This is a genomic window from Cellulosimicrobium sp. I38E (genome assembly GCF_001647255.1).
In the GTDB taxonomy this organism is placed as follows: Bacteria; Actinomycetota; Actinomycetes; order Actinomycetales; family Cellulomonadaceae; genus Cellulosimicrobium; species Cellulosimicrobium cellulans_E.
The window spans coordinates 35162-51462 of the sequence record NZ_LUAZ01000015.1; the positions used below are offsets into that span (position 1 = coordinate 35162).

16 protein-coding genes are annotated in these 16301 nt (G+C 74.2%); 12 read left to right on the forward strand and 4 right to left on the reverse strand.

Going from position 1 to position 16301, the window contains the following annotated elements; translation table 11 throughout:
- Positions 1 to 69: 69 nt before the first annotated feature.
- From dnaE to A0J59_RS04650, 3 genes are all read left to right on the forward strand, one after another.
- Complete coding sequence (gene dnaE, locus A0J59_RS04640) at positions 70 to 3606, forward strand: DNA polymerase III subunit alpha (protein ID WP_047233995.1); 3537 nt, start codon at positions 70 to 72, stop codon at positions 3604 to 3606.
- Between the two features lie 4 nt (positions 3607 to 3610).
- Entirely contained in the window at positions 3611 to 4126 is a 516-nt protein-coding gene (locus A0J59_RS04645; protein ID WP_064315375.1) for an NUDIX domain-containing protein, read from the forward strand.
- Between the two features lie 84 nt (positions 4127 to 4210).
- Positions 4211 to 4615 (forward strand): pyridoxamine 5'-phosphate oxidase family protein, encoded by a 405-nt coding sequence (locus A0J59_RS04650; protein ID WP_172820013.1) that lies wholly within the window; start codon positions 4211 to 4213, stop codon positions 4613 to 4615.
- 8 nt (positions 4616 to 4623) lie between these two features.
- Here the strand turns inward: A0J59_RS04650 and A0J59_RS04655 are convergent, their stop codons facing one another.
- Entirely contained in the window at positions 4624 to 4860 is a 237-nt protein-coding gene (locus A0J59_RS04655; protein ID WP_047234019.1) for an RNA-binding S4 domain-containing protein, read from the reverse strand.
- 119 nt (positions 4861 to 4979) lie between these two features.
- On the opposite strand from A0J59_RS04655, the gene hisD reads away from it, so the two are divergent.
- A complete protein-coding gene (gene hisD / locus A0J59_RS04660; protein WP_047233992.1) occupies positions 4980 to 6305 on the forward strand; it encodes a histidinol dehydrogenase in 1326 nt (441 codons plus the stop codon).
- Between the two features lie 26 nt (positions 6306 to 6331).
- Positions 6332 to 6781, forward strand: coding sequence for a GNAT family N-acetyltransferase (locus A0J59_RS04665; protein WP_064315394.1), 450 nt, complete (start codon positions 6332 to 6334; stop codon positions 6779 to 6781).
- A gap of 16 nt (positions 6782 to 6797) precedes the next feature.
- Here A0J59_RS04665 and A0J59_RS04670 read toward each other — a convergent pair whose 3' ends face one another.
- The 3 genes from A0J59_RS04670 to A0J59_RS04680 all read right to left on the reverse strand — a co-directional run bounded on the left by A0J59_RS04670 (position 6798) and on the right by A0J59_RS04680 (position 10971).
- On the reverse strand, positions 6798 to 9047 hold the full coding sequence (locus tag A0J59_RS04670) for a RecQ family ATP-dependent DNA helicase (protein ID WP_053371707.1): 2250 nt from the start codon (positions 9045 to 9047) through the stop codon (positions 6798 to 6800).
- A 343-nt stretch (positions 9048 to 9390) separates the two neighbouring features.
- Positions 9391 to 10422: an alcohol dehydrogenase AdhP gene (gene adhP, locus A0J59_RS04675; protein ID WP_172820014.1), complete on the reverse strand. Its 1032-nt coding sequence runs from the start codon at positions 10420 to 10422 to the stop codon at positions 9391 to 9393.
- Between the two features lie 117 nt (positions 10423 to 10539).
- A complete protein-coding gene (locus A0J59_RS04680) occupies positions 10540 to 10971 on the reverse strand; it encodes a hypothetical protein (protein ID WP_064315376.1) in 432 nt (143 codons plus the stop codon).
- 149 nt (positions 10972 to 11120) lie between these two features.
- On the opposite strand from A0J59_RS04680, the gene A0J59_RS04685 reads away from it, so the two are divergent.
- The 7 genes from A0J59_RS04685 to A0J59_RS04715 all read left to right on the forward strand — a co-directional run bounded on the left by A0J59_RS04685 (position 11121) and on the right by A0J59_RS04715 (position 16300).
- Positions 11121 to 11693, forward strand: a complete 573-nt coding sequence (locus tag A0J59_RS04685; protein WP_082141421.1) for a Rieske (2Fe-2S) protein — start codon at positions 11121 to 11123, stop codon at positions 11691 to 11693.
- A 102-nt stretch (positions 11694 to 11795) separates the two neighbouring features.
- Entirely contained in the window at positions 11796 to 12959 is a 1164-nt protein-coding gene (locus tag A0J59_RS04690) for a histidinol-phosphate transaminase (RefSeq protein ID WP_047233990.1), read from the forward strand.
- Positions 12956 to 13555 (forward strand): imidazoleglycerol-phosphate dehydratase HisB, encoded by a 600-nt coding sequence (gene hisB, locus A0J59_RS04695; RefSeq protein ID WP_047233989.1) that lies wholly within the window; start codon positions 12956 to 12958, stop codon positions 13553 to 13555. The genes A0J59_RS04690 and hisB overlap by 4 nt, the downstream gene beginning before the upstream one ends.
- Positions 13552 to 14064 (forward strand): hypothetical protein, encoded by a 513-nt coding sequence (locus A0J59_RS04700; protein ID WP_047233988.1) that lies wholly within the window; start codon positions 13552 to 13554, stop codon positions 14062 to 14064. The genes hisB and A0J59_RS04700 overlap by 4 nt, the downstream gene beginning before the upstream one ends.
- Positions 14061 to 14738, forward strand: a complete 678-nt coding sequence (gene hisH / locus A0J59_RS04705) for an imidazole glycerol phosphate synthase subunit HisH (RefSeq protein WP_047233987.1) — start codon at positions 14061 to 14063, stop codon at positions 14736 to 14738. The genes A0J59_RS04700 and hisH overlap by 4 nt, the downstream gene beginning before the upstream one ends.
- 93 nt (positions 14739 to 14831) lie before the next feature.
- Positions 14832 to 15563, forward strand: a complete 732-nt coding sequence (gene priA / locus A0J59_RS04710; RefSeq protein WP_082918749.1) for a bifunctional 1-(5-phosphoribosyl)-5-((5-phosphoribosylamino)methylideneamino)imidazole-4-carboxamide isomerase/phosphoribosylanthranilate isomerase PriA — start codon at positions 14832 to 14834, stop codon at positions 15561 to 15563.
- A complete protein-coding gene (locus A0J59_RS04715; RefSeq protein ID WP_064315378.1) occupies positions 15560 to 16300 on the forward strand; it encodes an SseB family protein in 741 nt (246 codons plus the stop codon). Before priA ends, A0J59_RS04715 begins: the two co-directional genes overlap by 4 nt.
- Position 16301 lies beyond the last annotated feature (1 nt).

Below are 16301 nucleotides of genomic sequence, written 5' to 3' on the forward strand. Positions count from 1 at the left end.
TGCGACGTGGCACACCGGAGACCGTCGAGGGTGCCCGGACGCGTGGGTGGGGCGACTTAGGATCAGTGCATGCCGACCGCCACAGAGGACTTCGTCCACCTCCACGTCCACACCGAGTACTCGATGCTCGACGGCGCGGCGCGGATCGGGGACCTGTTCGACGAGGTCGAGCGGCTGGGCCAGAAGGCGATCGCGACGACGGACCACGGGTACGTGTTCGGGGCGTTCGAGTTCTGGTCGCGCGCGCAGGCGAAGGGCATCAAGCCGATCATCGGCGTCGAGGCGTACATCACGCCGGGGACGAGCCGGTTCGACCAGACGCGCGTGCGGTTCGGCCAGCAGGGGCAGGAGTCCGACGACGTCTCGGCGCGCGGTGCGTACACGCACATGACGCTCCTCGCCAAGGACAACGAGGGCTTGCACAACCTGTTCCGGGCGTCCTCGCTGGCGTCGCTGGACGGGCAGATGGGCAAGTGGCCCCGCATGGACCGGGACCTGCTCCAGACCTACGGCAAGGGCCTCATCGCGACGAGCGGCTGCCCGTCGGGGGAGATCCAGACGCGCCTGCGGCTGGGCCAGTGGGACGAGGCGGTCCGGACGGCGGGCGAGCTCCAGGACGTCTTCGGACGTGAGAACTTCTACGTCGAGCTCATGGACCACGGTCTCGACATCGAGACCCGGGTCACGCAGGACCTGCTGCGCCTCGCGGAGACGATCGGCGCGCGGCTCGTCGCGACGAACGACCTGCACTACGTGCGCGAGGAGGACGCGTCGAGCCAGGAGGCGCTGCTCGCGATCAACTCCGGCTCGACGCTCGACGACCCGGACCGGTTCAAGTTCGACGGGACCGGCTACTACGTGAAGTCCGCGGCGGAGATGCGCCGCGTGTTCGCGGAGCTGCCCGAGGCCTGCGACAACACGCTGCTCATCGCCGAGCAGTGCGAGGTGTCGTTCGACACGAAGGCGAACTACATGCCGCGGTTCCCCGTCCCGGAGGGCGAGGACGAGACGAGCTGGTTCGTCAAGGAGATCGAGCGCGGGCTGCACCGCAGGTACCCGAACGGGATCCCGGACGCGTCACGCAAGCAGGCGCAGTACGAGACCGAGGTCATCATCCAGATGGGCTTCCCGGGGTACTTCCTCGTGGTCGCCGACTTCATCAACTGGGCCAAGGAGCAGGGCATCCGCGTCGGGCCGGGTCGTGGCTCGGCGGCCGGGTCGATGGCGTCCTACCTCATGGGGATCACCGAGCTCGACCCGCTCGAGCACGGCCTGATCTTCGAGCGCTTCCTCAACCCCGAGCGCGTGTCGATGCCCGACGTCGACGTCGACTTCGACGAGCGTCGGCGTGGGGAGGTCATCCGGTACGTCACGGAGAAGTACGGCGACGACCGCGTCGCCCAGATCGTCACCTACGGCACGATCAAGGCCAAGCAGGCCCTCAAGGACTCGGCGCGCCTTCTGGGCTTCCCCTTCGCCATGGGGGAGAAGCTCACCAAGGCGATGCCGCCCGCCGTCATGGGCAAGGACATCCCGCTGTCGGGGATCTTCGACCCGAAGCACGAGCGCTACCCCGAGGCCGCGGAGTTCCGCCAGCTCCACGACACCGACCCCGAGGCGCAGCGCGTCGTCGAGCTCGCGCGCGGCATCGAGGGTCTGAAGCGGCAGTGGGGCGTGCACGCCGCCGGCGTCATCATGTCGAGCGACCCGCTCATCGACATCATCCCGATCATGCGCCGCCCGCAGGACGGCGCGGTCATCACGCAGTTCGACTACCCGACGTCCGAGGGCCTCGGGCTCATCAAGATGGACTTCCTCGGGCTGCGCAACCTGACGATCCTCGACGACGCGCTCGAGAACATCGAGATGAACGGCAAGGACCCGATCGAGATCGAGTCGCTCACGCTCGACGACAAGGCGTCCTACGACCTCCTGGCGCGCGGCGACACGCTGGGCGTGTTCCAGCTCGACGGCGGGCCGATGCGCGCGCTGCTGCGCCAGATGAAGCCGGACAAGTTCGACGACCTCTCGGCCGTCATCGCGCTGTACCGCCCGGGCCCCATGGGCATGAACTCGCACACGAACTACGCGCTGCGCAAGAACGGCCTCCAGAAGATCGAGCCGATCCACCCGGAGCTCGAGCAGCCGCTCGCGGAGATCCTCGACGAGACCTACGGGCTCATCGTCTACCAGGAGCAGGTGCAGCGCGCCGCGCAGATCCTCGCCGGGTACTCGCTCGGCCAGGCCGACCTGCTGCGTCGTGCGATGGGCAAGAAGAAGAAGGAGATCCTCGACAAGGAGTTCGTGCCCTTCCAGGCCGGCTGCCGCGAGCGCGGGTACTCCGACGGCGCGATCCAGGCGGTGTGGGACACGCTGGTCCCGTTCGCCGGCTACGCGTTCAACAAGGCGCACTCGGCGGGGTACGGCCTCGTGGCGTACTGGACGGCGTTCCTCAAGGCGAACTACCCGACCGAGTACATGGCGGCGCTCCTGCAGAGCGTGCGGGACGACAAGGACAAGCTCGCCCTGTACCTCAACGAGTGCCGCCGTATGCACATCACGGTGCTCCCGCCCGACGTGAACGACTCGGCGGCGAAGTTCACGGCCGTGGGAAACGACATCCGCTTCGGCCTCACGGGCGTGCGGAACGTCGGGACGAACGTCGTCGACGCGATCATCCGGACGCGCGAGGAGAAGGGCGCGTTCACGTCGTTCACCGACTTCCTCGACAAGGTCCCGGCGGTCGTCTGCAACAAGCGCACCATCGAGTCGCTCATCAAGGCGGGCGCGTTCGACTCGCTCGGTCATCCCCGGCGCGCGCTGCTCGTCGTGCACGAGCAGGCCGTCGACTCGGTCATCAGCGTCAAGCGCAAGGAGGCCGAGGGGCAGTTCGACCTGTTCGCCGACTTCGGCGGCGACGCCGAGGACGGCATGTCGTTCTCCGTCGACGTGCCCGACCTCCCGGACTGGGACAAGAAGCAGCGGCTCGCGTTCGAGCGCGAGATGCTCGGCCTGTACGTCTCGGACCACCCGCTCTCGGGGCTCGAGCACGTGCTCACGCGGGCGGCCGACACAGGCATCGCGAACCTGCTCGCGGACGAGGGCCGCCCGGACGGGTCGACGGTCGTGATCGCGGGTCTGGTGACGTCGCTCCAGCGCAAGATGAGCAAGAACGGCAACCCGTGGGCGGCGGTGACCATCGAGGACCTCGAGGGCGCCGTGGAGGTCATGTTCTTCGGCGAGACGTACCTCGCCTACTCCACGATCCTCGCCGAGGACCAGGTGGTCGTGCTGCGCGGACGCGTGCGCCGTCGGGACGACACGATGCAGCTCCAGGCCATGGAGGTGTCGCTGCCCGACATCACCGTGGGCGCGGAGTCGCCGCTCGCCGTGAAGGTGTCGCACACGCGCTGCGTCGAGCCGATCATCCTCCGCCTGCGGGAGGTGCTCGCGACCCACCCCGGGTCGGCGGAGGTCCACGTCCAGGTGCTCGAGCCCGGCAAGACGACCGTCGTCCGCGCGGGCGACGGGCTGCGCGTCGAGAAGTCGCCGGCGCTGTTCGGCGACCTCAAGGCGCTGCTCGGGCCGTCCTGCCTGGTCGGCTGAGGCGATGACGGAGGAGGCCGTCGACGGCGCCGCCCGCGCGTCGTGGGACGACGGCTCGGCGTCGCACCGGTTCCGGGTCGTGCCCGCGGCGTACGTCCTGCTGCGCCGGGGCGACGAGGTGCTGCTGCAGCTCCGGCAGGGCACCGGCTACCGGGACGGGTACTGGGCGGCCGCCGCGGCCGGGCACGTCGAGCCGGGGGAGTCGGTCGTGGCGGCCGCGGCGCGCGAGGCGCGCGAGGAGCTCGGCCTCGAGATCGCGCCGACGGACCTGCGGCCCCTCACCGTTCTGCACCGCGGTGTGCCCGGAGGACCGGCGCTCGAGCAGCGCGCCGACTTCTTCTTCGCGGCCGAGGCCTGGGACGGCGACGCGGTGCTCCAGGAGCGGGACAAGGCGGCCGACCTGCGCTGGTTCACGCTCGACGACCTGCCCGACCCGGTCGTCCCGCACGAGCTGCACGTCCTGCGGGCGCTGCGTGCGGGCGCGGTGCCGCCGATCATGACCTTCGGGTTCGACGCCTGACACCGGCGACCGGCCGCCCACGCACGGGCGTCCGGCGACCGGGCGCCCGCCGCGCACAACGACGGAACCCGTAGGCTCGACGCCGTGATGCGCCTCAACCCCGAACAGCTCGTCTTCGTCACCGAGCGCCACCTGGCGACCCTCACCACGCTGCGCGCCGACGGCACGCCGCACGTCGTCCCCGTGGCCTTCACGTGGGACCAGGACGCGGGCGTGCTGCGCATCACGACGAACCGCGCCTCGGTCAAGGCCCGCAACGCGCGCCTCCCGGGGGCGGACGGCGGGGCACCCCGGGCCGCGGTGTGCCAGGTCGAGGGCGGCCGGTGGATCACTCTCGAGGGCACGATCGAGGTCGTCGAGGACGCGGACGAGGTCGCGGACGCCGTCGCGCGGTACGGCCGCCGCTACCGGGCGCTCTCGCCGAACCCCGAGCGCGTCGTGCTCCGGCTCACGCCGGACAAGGTCATGGCCTCGACCTACATGGCCTGACGGGCAGCTCAGGCGACGGTCGCGCTCTCGGTGCCCTGGGGGTGGTCTACCGAGACGATGTCGCCGCGGTGCAGCTGGCGGCCACGGCGCGTGTCGACCTCGCCGTTGACGCGGACCTCGCCCTCCGTGACGAGCTCGCGCGCCTCGGCGCCGGACTCGGCGAGGCCGGCGAGCTTGAGGAACTGCCCGAGGCGGATGACGTCGTCGGAGATCTCGACCGGGCGGGCGTCGTGAGGGGCGTTCATGCCGCCCATTCTCCCCGCCCGCGCGGGGTGGGCGCGACGCGGCGTGCCGCGGCCCGCGCGGCGCGACCGGTGGGCGAAACGCCTCGTCGCGGGGTCGCGCGGGCTCCTAGACTCGACCCATGATCACCCGCATCGATCTTCGAGGACGTTCCCTGTCCGCCCGCGAGCTCGTCGAGACCCTGCCGCGCGCAGAGCTCGGCGTCGAGGACGCGGCGCATCGGGTCGCCCCGATCGTCGAGGCGGTCCGCGCGCGCGGCGCGGACGCGCTGCGCGAGTACGCCGAGCGGTTCGACGGCGTGCGGCCCGAGCACCTGCGCGTCCCCGGCGACGCGCTCGCCGACGCCCTCGCGCGGCTCGACCCGGACGTCCGCGCGGGCCTGGAGGAGGCGATCCGTCGGGTCCGGCTCGTGCACGCCGCCCAACGCCCGCAGGACTTCACGGTCGAGATCGGGCCCGGTGCGCAGGTCCGCCAGCGCTGGGTGCCGGTGCGCCGCGTCGGGCTCTACGCGCCCGGCGGGCTCGCGGTCTACCCGTCGTCCGTGGTGATGAACGTCGTCGCGGCCCAGGAGGCCGGCGTCCGCAGCCTCGCGGTCGCGTCGCCGCCCCAGAAGGAGAACGGCGGCCTGCCGCACCCGACGATCCTCGCGGCGTGCGCGCTGCTCGGGGTCGACGAGGTCTACGCGGTGGGTGGCGCGCAGGCCGTGGCGATGTTCGCGTACGGCGCGGCGGGCAGCGAGCCGCAGGACGGGGACGTGCTCTGCGAGCCGGTCGACGTCGTGACCGGACCGGGGAACGTCTACGTCGCTGCCGCGAAGCGGCTCGTCCGCGGCGTCGTCGGGATCGACGCCGAGGCCGGGCCGACGGAGATCGCGATCCTCGCGGACGGTACCGCCGACCCGGGTCACGTGGCGGCCGACCTCATCAGCCAGGCCGAGCACGACCCGCTCGCGGCGGCCGTCCTCGTCACGCCGTCCGTCGAGCTCGCCGCCGCGGTCGAGGCCCGCCTCGCGGACCTCGTGACGGCCACGAAGCACGCCGCGCGCGTCGCGCAGTCCCTCGCCGGTCCGCAGTCCGCGATCGTGCTCGTGGACGACCTCGAGCAGGGTCTCCAGGTGGTCGACGCCTACGGCGCGGAGCACCTCGAGATCCAGGCGGACGGCGCCGCGGCGCTCGCCGAGCGCGTCACGAGCGCGGGCGCCATCTTCGTCGGCCCGTGGTCGCCCGTCTCGCTCGGCGACTACATGGCCGGCTCGAACCACGTGCTCCCGACCGGCGGCTGCGCGCACTTCTCGAGCGGTCTCGGGGTGCACAGCTACGTCAAGGCGGTCCAGGTCATCGAGTACGACCGTGACGCCCTGGAGGAGCTGGCGGACCGGATCGTCGCCGTCGCGAACGACGAGGACCTCCCGGCCCACGGCGAGGCGGTGCGGGCGCGGTTCCTGTGACGGGCGCGCGCGAGGACCGTGCGCCGGTGCGGCGTGCGGTCCCGCGCGACGCCGACGACCTCGTCGTCCTGCGCGTCCACCTCATGCGTGCGATGGGGGAGGCGGACGCCGAGGACGGCGCCTGGCAGCGCCGGGCGACGGAGTGGTTCGCCCGGATGCTCGGCTCGGAGGATGTGGTGGCCTTCGTCGTCGACGGCCCGGACCAGGTCGCGGCGTGCGCGCTCGTCGAGCTGCACCGGTCGGTGCCGTCCGCGCGGAACCCGCACGGCACGACGGCGCACCTGTCGAACGTCTGCACGGTGCCCGGCGCGCGGGGGCAGGGCTTCGCGCGCGCGTGCGTCGTCGCGGCCCTCGACTGGGCGCGCGCGAGCGGCGCCGACTCGGTCTCCCTGCACGCCACGGCCGACGGCGAGTCGCTGTACCGCGCGCTGGGCTTCGTCGACACGACCTACACGGAGCTGCGCCTGCGGTGGTGACCCGGCTCCCGCCGCCTCAGCGCACGCCGAGGACGAACGGGTGCACGGCCGCCGCGCCCGCCTGGCGCAGCAGGCGCGCCGCGACCGTAAGCGTCCAGCCCGACTCGGTGTAGTCGTCGACGAGGAGCACGCGCCGTCCGGCCAGCCCGGCCCGGGCGGCGTCCGACAGCTCGAGCTGCAGGCGGCCGGCGACGCCCGCGAGGCGCGTCGCGGAGTTCACGTCGTGCCTGCCTGGCTCCTCGCGTCCCGGGACGGGACCGACGGCGCCGATCAGGGGCTTGCCGAGGTAGCTCGAGAGCCCGTTCGCGAGGTGGAAGGTGAGGCGCGGGCGGGTCGCGGAACGCACCGCGACGACGCCGTCGACGAGCAACCGCCGCTCCGGCGCGCTCGCCGTGCCGTCGTCGCCGGCGTCCGTCGCGGGCTCGCTCTGCGCGCCGGCCTCGTACAGCTCCGGCCACTCGTCGAGCACCCGTGCTGCCGCGCGCCGGAGCGCGACGGGTGTGTCGCCGTCGGGCGTCGCGGGGGCGAAGAGCTCGCGCAGCGGGGCGGACCAGCCGAGCCCGTCGAGCCGCGCGACGGCACGCCCGGTCTCCGCGAGCTCGTCGGCGCCGAGACGACCGCGCAGGTCGAGCCCCAGGCGGTCCATGCCGCTCGGCCACTGGCGGCGCGCGACCACCTCGACCCCGGGCCGGTCCATGTCCGCGCGCGCGGCGGCGACGGCCTCGGCGTCGGGCAGCGCGGGCAGCGTCACCCCGCCGCACGTGTCGCAGCGCCCGCACCGCCACCCGTCCTCGAGCTCCGGGTCGTCGAGCGCGGCACGCAGGAACGCCATGCGGCACCCGTCCGTGGCCTCGTAGTCGAGCATCGCCTGCTGCTCGGCCGTGCGCGTCGCGTCGACGCGCTCGTAGCGCTCCGCGTCGTACGTCCACGGCTCGCCGGTGGCCTCCCAGCCGCCCTTGACGCGCCGGACGGCGCCGTCGACGTCGAGCACCTTGAGCATGCCCTCGAGGCGCGACCGCTTGAGGTCGACCTGCGTCTCGAGCTGCGCGACGGACTGCGTGCCGCCCGCACCCAGCGCGTCGAGCGTCGTGCGGACCTGCGCCTGCGGCGGGAACGCGGTCGACGCGAACCACTCCCAGATGCGCCGGTCCTCCTCGCCGGGCAGCAGCACGACGACGGCGGAGTCGACGCCGCGGCCCGCGCGCCCGACCTGCTGGTAGTAGGCGATGGGGGAGCTCGGTGCGCCGAGGTGCACGACGAACGCGAGGTCGGGCTTGTCGAAGCCCATCCCGAGCGCCGAGGTCGCCACCAACGCCTTGACGCGGTTCTCCTTGAGGTCCTCCTCGAGCCGCTCGCGCTCGGCCGGGTCCGTCTGGCCCGTGTACGACGCGACGGCGAGGCCGGCGGCGCGGAGCTGGCTCGCGACCTGCTCGGCCGCGGAGACGGTGAGGCAGTAGACGATGCCCGAGCCGTCGACGTCCTGGAGCGCCTCGACGAGCCAGGCGACGCGCGTGGGCTGGTCGGGCAGGCGCAGGACGGCGAGGTGGAGCGACTCGCGGTCGAGCCCGCCGCGCAGGACGAGCACGTCCTCGTGGCCGGCGTCGCCGGCGGTGCCGCCGGCGGCGTGCGCCGCGGTCACGCCGAGCTGCTCGGCGACGTCCGCGGTCACGCGCGCGTTCGCCGTCGCGGTCGTCGCGAGCACGGGGATGCCGGGCGGCAGGTCGGCGAGCAGCGTGCGGATGCGCCGGTAGTCGGGACGGAAGTCGTGGCCCCAGTCCGAGATGCAGTGCGCCTCGTCGATGACGACGAGTCCCGCGTCGGCCGCGAGCCGGGGGAGCACCTCGTCGCGGAAGCCCGGGTTGTTCAGGCGCTCGGGCGAGCAGAGCAGCACGTCGACCTCGCCGGCCGCGATCGCCCGGTGGACGTCGTCCCACTCCGTGACGTTGGCCGAGTTGATGGTCACGGCCTTGATGCCCGCCCGGGCCGCTGCCGAGATCTGGTCGCGCATGAGCGCGAGCAGCGGGGAGACGATGACGGTCGGCCCGGCGCCGCGGTCGCGCAGCAGACGCGTGGCCACGAAGTACACCGCGGACTTGCCCCACCCGGTGCGCTGCACGACGAGCGCGCGGCGCCGGAACGCCACGAGCGCCTCGATCGCGCGCCACTGGTCCTCGCGCAGCACCGCGTCGTCGCGCCCGACGAGCGCGCGCAGCGCGGTCTCGGCGTCCTCGCGCAGCGACTGCCCGTCGAGCAGGCCGCGCAGCATCGCGAGCTTGGCCCGCTTGGCGGCCTCCCCGCCGTCGGGCGCCGCGGCGGGGGCACCTCCGTCGACCGGGGCCGCTGCGCGCGGCCCGGCGACCGCGGGCTGCTCCGTCTCCGGCGCGGGCCCCGACGGCGCGGCGCCGGCCCACGGGTCGCCGAACGGGTCGGCAGGCTCGTCGAGCGGCGGCGCGTCGGCCGGGTCGAAGGGCAGGTCGGCGTACGGGTCGGTGGGGCTCACCCGCACGATCGTAGGCGCACCCGCCGACCCTCGGGTCGTCGTGCACAGGCCACGGCCCGCGAACCTCGGGGACGGGGTCGCGGGCCGCGAGGGACGAGGGCGCAGGGCGTCAGGAGCGCATGTCCATGACCACGCGCCCGTCGATCCGGCCCTCCTCCATCTCGGAGAAGATCGCGTTGATGTCGGCGAGCGGGCGCACCGTGTACGTCGGGCTGATCTTCCCGCGGGCGAAGAAGTCGAGCGCCTCCGCCATGTCCTTGCGCGTCCCGACGATCGACCCGCGCACGGTCAGCCCGAAGAGCACGGTCGTGAAGATGTCGAGCGGGAACTTCTCCGGCGGGAGCCCGACGAGCGAGACCGTGCCACCGCGGCGCAGCGCGCCCACGGCCTGGGGGAAAGCGTGCGCGTTGACGGCGGTGACGAGCGCGCCGTGGACTCCGCCGCCCGTCTGCTCCTGGATCTCGGCCGCGGCGTCGGGTGACGTGGCCGCGTTGACCGTGACCTCCGCGCCGTGCTTGCGCGCGAGCGCGAGCTTCTCGTCGTCGACGTCCACCGCGGCGACGCGGCGGCCCATCGCGACCGCGTACTGCACCGCGATGTGCCCGAGGCCGCCGATCCCGGAGACCAGCACCCACTCGCCGGGCTGCGTGTCCGTGACCTTGAGCCCCTTGTAGACGGTGACGCCGGCGCACAGGATCGGTCCGACGGCTGAGAGATCGACCCCGTCCGGCACGACCGGGCAGTAGCGCGAGTCGACGAGCATGTACTGGCCGAACGAACCGTCGACCGAGTAGCCGCCGTTCTTCTGGTGCGGGCACAGGGTCTCCCAGCCCGTCTCGCAGTACTCGCACTCGCCGCACGCGCTCCACAGCCACGCGTTGCCGACCGTGTCGCCGACCTGGACGCGCGTCACCTGGTCGCCGACCGCGACCACCGTGCCGACGCCCTCGTGGCCGGGCACGAACGGGGGCGCGGGCTTGACCGGCCAGTCGCCGTGGGCGGCGTGCAGGTCCGTGTGGCACACGCCGGTGTAGTCGACCTTGACCAGGGCCTCGTGGGGCCCCGGCGACGGGACCTCGATCTCGTCGACGACCAGGGGCTCGGTGAACGAGCGGACGACGGCGGCACGCATGGTGGGCATGGCGATCACCTCGGTTCTCGGGGAGAGTGGCGGCCGGACCGTGCCGGCGGTCCTGCCTCGTCCTCGACGCTACGCGCGCGGGGGCCGGTCGTCGCGGCGGACGGCGCGACGAACGACTCACGACCGTGCAGCTCGTGACCTTCGCCTCTCCACGACGAGGGCGAGCGTCCCGGCGACCACGACGACCCACTCGCTCACCGCGGCGAGGACCTGCTGCGTCCCGCCGACGGTCTCGTTCACGCCGAAGAAGCCGACGGTCGTCGAGAGGTAGAACGCGGCGAGGGTCAGCGCCCCGAAGCCGACCGCGCCGAGCAGCGGCAACCAGTGCCGCCACACGAGGACGAGGAGGCCGAGGACGAGCCCCGCGACCGCGTTGAGCGCGAAGAGCGGGCCGACGACGTCGATGTCGCGGTACCCCTCGACGAACAGGACCAGGTGCACGTCGGCGGAGAGCAGGAGGCCCGCGGCGGTCAGCCCGCGCAGGACCCACGCACCGAGTGCTCGACCCTCGCGCACGGGTGGTGCCGGCGGCCCCGCGGTCACGGACATCGGCGTCTCCTCCGCTCGGGTGCGGTCGGGGGGGCGTGCCCCCGCACCCCGGTGCTTCAATGGAACCGCCGACGGCGACGTCTCGCGCGCCGGACGGCCAGGGTGGGCCGAGGGCACGCCCGTCCACGCACCGCGCAAGGAGGCCGGACATGGACGCACCGCACCCCGCCGTCCCCCCGGGCGACGCGATCGCCACGCGCGACGACGTCCTCGGCGCCACCGCCGATGCCGCGCGTACCCGGCGGCCCGGCCCGGTCCTGCACGTCCCGCGCGGAGCGACGCCGACGCGACGGGTTGTCCTCGCCGGGTCGGGAGCGGGCGCGGCGCTCGCGCTGCTCGCGGCGTGCGGTGGCGGTGGTCCCTCGGGGACGCAGGACGGCGGGACGAGCGGCGGCGAGGGCTCCGGGGCCGGCGGGCCCGACGTCGGTCCCGGGCAGGCGCTCGCGAGCGTCGACGACGTCCCGGTCGGCGGGGCGCTCGCGGTCACCGTGGACGGCGCCCCGCTGCTGGTCACGCAGCCCGCGGAGGGGACGTTCGCGGCCTTCAGCGCGATCTGCACCCACCAGGGGTGCACGGTCGCGCCCGGGGACGGAGAGCTCCTCTGCCCGTGCCACGCCTCCCGCTACGACCTCGCGACCGGCGCCGTGCTCGGCGGGCCCGCGCCGTCGCCCCTGCCCGAGGTGCCCGTGACGGTCGACGGCGGCGAGGTCACCTCGGCCTGACGCGGCGGCCGGCCCGCACGGTCCGAGTGCGGCGGCAGGAGCCGCTGCCCGCGTGCCGGACGTCACGGACGCCGGTGCGCGTGCGGTTCGTAGACTGTCCGGGTGACCCCACCCTCCGTCGCGGGACGGCCCTTGCTCCCGCTGCGCCCCGAGCTCGCCGGCGTCGAGCCGTACGGCGCGCCGCAGCTCGACGTCCCGGTCCTGCTCAACGTCAACGAGAACCCGCACGCGCCGAGCGAGGCCGTCGTCGCGACGATCACGCAGGCGGTGCACGACGCCGCCGCGGGCCTCAACCGCTACCCCGACCGCGACTTCCTCGGGCTGCGCGCCGACCTCGCGGCGTACCTCGGCACGGAGTCGGGCGTCGCGCTGGAGGCGGACCAGCTCTGGGCCGCCAACGGGTCGAACGAGATCATGCTCCACGTGCTCCAGGCGTTCGGCGGCCCGGGACGCACCGCCGTCTCCTTCGCCCCGACGTACTCGATGTACCCGGAGTACGCGCGCGACACCCACACCGCGTGGGTCGTCGGGCGCCGCGCCGAGGACTTCACGCTCGACCCCGAGCACGCGCGCGAGGTGGTCGCGCACGAGCAGCCCTCCGTCGTCCTGCTCGCGAGCCCCAACAACCCGACCGGCACCGCGCTGCCCGCCGCGACCGTCGAGGCGGTCTGCGAGGCGGCGCTCGCGGTGCGCGTCCCGCTGCCCGACGGGCAGGAGGCGCCGGCCGTCGTCGTCGTCGACGAGGCGTACGGCGAGTTCCGCCGCACCGGGACGCCGTCGGCGCTCGAGCTGCTCGACCGGTACCCGAACCTCGCGGTGACGCGCACGATGTCCAAGGCGTTCGCGCTCGCGGGCGCCCGGGTGGGCTATCTCGCGGCGTCGCGAGAGCTCGTCGACGCGCTGCGCGTCGTCCGGCTCCCGTACCACCTGTCGGCCGTGACCCAGGCGGTCGCGCGCGCGGCCCTCGCGCACTCCGGAGAGCTGCTCGCGCAGGTCTCGGAGCTGCGCGAGCGTCGCGACGAGACCGTCGCGTGGCTGCGCTCGCTCCGGCACCCGGACGGCCGCCCGCTGGACGTCGCCGACTCGGACGCCAACTTCGTCCTGTTCGGCACGTTCGAGGACCGGCACGCGGTCTGGTCGGCGATGTTGGAGCGGGGCGTGCTCATCCGGGAGACTGGTCCCGACGGCTGGCTGCGGGTGTCGATCGGCACCGGCGAGGAGATGCGGGCCTTCCGACAGGCCCTCGTGGAGGTGGCAGGACTGTGAAGCGCACCGCGCGCATCGAGCGCGCGACGTCCGAGTCGAGCGTGCTCGTCGAGCTCGACCTCGACGGCACGGGACGGACGGAGATCTCGACGACCGTCCCGTTCTACGACCACATGCTCACGGCGCTGGGCAAGCACTCGCTCATCGACCTCAAGGTCGTCGCGACGGGCGACACGCACATCGACGCGCACCACACGGTCGAGGACGTCGCGATCACGATCGGCGAGGCGCTGCGCGTCGCGCTCGGCGACAAGGCGGGCATCGGGCGCTTCGGCGACGCGACGGTCCCGCTCGACGAGGCGCTCGCGCTCGCGGTCGTCGACGTGTCCGGGCGCCCCTACCTCGTGCACTCGGGCGAGCCGGAGGGCCAGGAGTACCACCTCATCGGCGGGCACTTCACGGGCTCCCTGACACGCCACGTGCTCGAGTCGATCGCGCACCACGCGGGCATCTGCATCCACGTGCGCGTCCTCGCGGGTCGCGACCCGCACCACATCGTCGAGGCGCAGTTCAAGGCGCTCGCCCGAGCTCTGCGCGCCGCGGTGGCTCCCGACCCGCGCGTCGAGGGCGTCCCGTCCACGAAGGGGGCCCTGTGAGCACGCACGACGACGGCTCGCTCGACGGCGTCGAGATCCCGGACGACCTCTCGTCCCTGACCGGCCCGGCGCGGCCCGACCTCGTCGCGCTCATCACGCAGATCGCCGGGGCCGAGCCGCTCGCCGCCGCGTGCTCGCTCGCGCAGGTCGAGGCGGACGTCGTGCCGACCGACGTGGGCGCCGTCGCGGTCCTGCGCGACACGGCCGGTGACGCCCCCGCGCACGCCGCCGCCGCGCTGACCACCCTGGTCAAGGGCGTCCCGCTCGTGCTCGTCGTGCGCAGCGGCGAGCAGCTCACCATGACGCGCTGGGCCGACGGCGCCGTGGGCGACCAGCTCGCCCCGGGCCTCGTGCTCGGCGGCGCGCCGGAGGCGCTCGAGGACCTGCTCACCGGCACGACGACGGTCGCCGACCAGGACGGCGTCGTCGCGAGCTCGTCGATCTCCCGCTGGAAGGCGATGCGCCTGCTCACGTCGGCGGCGCGGCGCGCACGGAAGGACGGCGCATGACCGAGCCGGCGACCCGCGAGACGTCGGGCGTGCGGCGCCCGTCCGTCGTCGTGCTCGACTACGGGTTCGGCAACGTCCGCTCGGCCGTGCGCGCGCTCGAGCGCGTCGGTGCGGACGTCGAGCTCACCGCCGACCGCGCGCGCGCCCAGGACGCGGACGGCCTCGTCGTCCCGGGCGTCGGCGCGTTCGCGGCGGTCATGGCAGGCCTGCGCGGCGTCCGCGGCGACGAGCTCGTCGGCCGCCGCCTCGCCGGCGGTCGGCCCGTGCTCGGCATCTGCGTGGGCATGCAGGTCATGTTCGAGCAGGGCGACGAGCACGGGACCCTGACCGACGGGCTGGGGGAGTGGGCCGGCCTCGTCGACCGGCTCGAGGCGGACGTCGTGCCGCACATGGGCTGGGACACGGTCGACGCCCCCGAGGGCAGCGTCTTGTTCCGCGGCGTCGAGGACGAGCGCTTCTACTTCGTCCACTCCTACGCGGCCCGGTCGTTCACGACGGGTCAGGACCTGCCCGCGGACTCGCCGATCCGGCGTCCGCTCGTCACGTGGTCCGACCACGGCGGCCGGTTCGTCGCGGCCGTGGAGAACGGGCCGCTGTCCGCCACGCAGTTCCACCCCGAGAAGTCCGGCGACGCGGGCGCGACCCTGCTCGAGAACTGGGTCCGCTCGCTCTGACCTCCGCGCACCGGGCGCACACCGCCCGGGCGCCCCACCGGGCGCGCAGCGACGCGCCTCCTGCCCCGAGCACCGACACCGATGGAGAACCCCGTGACCGACCGCCTCGTGCTGCTGCCCGCCGTCGACGTCGCCGACGGCCAGGCCGTCCGCCTCGTCCAGGGCGAGGCCGGCTCCGAGACCTCGTACGGCGACCCGCTCGCCGCCGCGCTCGACTGGCAGTCGGGCGGTGCGGAGTGGATCCACCTCGTGGACCTCGACGCCGCGTTCGGACGCGGCTCCAACGCGGAGCTGCTCGCCGACGTCGTCGCGCGCCTCGACGTCCAGGTCGAGCTCTCCGGCGGGATCCGCGACGACGCGTCGCTCGAGCGCGCGCTCGCCACCGGCGCGCGCCGCGTCAACCTCGGCACCGCGGCGCTCGAGAACCCCGAGTGGACGGCGAAGGTCATCGCGGAGCACGGCGACGCGATCGCGGTCGGCCTCGACGTGCGCGGCACCACGCTCGCCGCGCGCGGGTGGACGCAGGAGGGCGGCGACCTGTGGGAGGTCCTCGACCGCCTCGAGGCCGCCGGGTGCGCGCGCTACGTCGTCACGGACGTGACCAAGGACGGCACGCTGCGTGGGCCGAACCTCGACCTCCTGCGCGACGTCGCCGCGCGCACGGACGCACCCGTCGTCGCGTCGGGCGGCATCTCGAGCCTCTCCGACCTCGAGGCGCTGCGCTCGCTCGTCCCGGCGGGCGTCGAGGGCGCGATCGTGGGCAAGGCGCTCTACGCGGGCGCGTTCACCCTGCCCCAGGCGCTCGACGTCGCGGGCCGGCCGTGACGGTGGGCCCGGACTCCCCGGGGAAGGCGCTCCCGCCGTCGTCCGGGTTCGCGGGCGACGACGGGTCGGCCGACCCGGCGCTGGCCGCGCTGCTCGACGCGTACGCCGGGGGATCGGCGTCGCTCGCCGACGTCGTCGCGCGGCTCGGCGACACCCGCGTCCTCGTCCCGATCCTCGCCGAGCTCGAGAGCGCGGGAGAGGGCGAGCACGGGCACACGGTCGACAAGGAGGCCTCGGCCGGGGTCGTCGCGATCGAGGCACCGGACGGGCGTCGCGCGCTCCCGGTGTTCACGTCGGTCGTGGCGATGGCGGCGTGGCGCGCGAGCGCGCGGCCCGTCCCCGTGGACGCCCGGCGGGCGGCGCTGTCCGCCGTCAGCGAGGACTGGTCGCTGCTCGTCGTCGACCCGGGCGGACCGGTGACGGCGCTCGTGCCGCGCCCGGCCGTGTGGGCGCTCGCCCAGGGCAAGGACTGGTCGCCCGCGGTCGTCGACGGGACCGTCGTCCCCGAGGTGGTCACCGCGGTCCAGGGCGCCCTCGCCGGGATCCCGCACGTCGCGCGGGCGTGGGCGGAGCCGGGACGGCGCGCCGAGGTCGCCGTCGTGCTGCGCATCGACGCGGGGCTGGACCGGGCAGGGCTCGACGCCGTGCTCGGTCAGGTCAACGCCGCGCTCGCGACGGACGCCGTCGTGTCGGAGCGGGTCGACGGGCTCGAGCTGCGGGTCGGTCGCGCCGACTGAC

Excerpts from the sequence above, each read along its gene's own strand:
- dnaE (WP_047233995.1), top strand. The coding sequence starts at position 70 with ATGCCGACCGCCACAGAGGACTTCGTCCACCTCCACGTCCACACCGAG.
- A0J59_RS04645 (WP_064315375.1), top strand. The coding sequence starts at position 3,611 with ATGACGGAGGAGGCCGTCGACGGCGCCGCCCGCGCGTCGTGGGACGAC.
- A0J59_RS04655 (WP_047234019.1), bottom strand. The coding sequence starts at position 4,860 with ATGAACGCCCCTCACGACGCCCGCCCGGTCGAGATCTCCGACGACGTC.
- hisD (WP_047233992.1), top strand. The coding sequence starts at position 4,980 with ATGATCACCCGCATCGATCTTCGAGGACGTTCCCTGTCCGCCCGCGAG.
- A0J59_RS04670 (WP_053371707.1), bottom strand. The coding sequence starts at position 9,047 with ATGCTGCGCGGCCTGCTCGACGGGCAGTCGCTGCGCGAGGACGCCGAG.
- adhP (WP_172820014.1), bottom strand. The coding sequence starts at position 10,422 with ATGCCCACCATGCGTGCCGCCGTCGTCCGCTCGTTCACCGAGCCCCTG.
- A0J59_RS04680 (WP_064315376.1), bottom strand. The coding sequence starts at position 10,971 with ATGTCCGTGACCGCGGGGCCGCCGGCACCACCCGTGCGCGAGGGTCGA.
- A0J59_RS04685 (WP_082141421.1), top strand. The coding sequence starts at position 11,121 with ATGGACGCACCGCACCCCGCCGTCCCCCCGGGCGACGCGATCGCCACG.
- hisH (WP_047233987.1), top strand. The coding sequence starts at position 14,061 with ATGACCGAGCCGGCGACCCGCGAGACGTCGGGCGTGCGGCGCCCGTCC.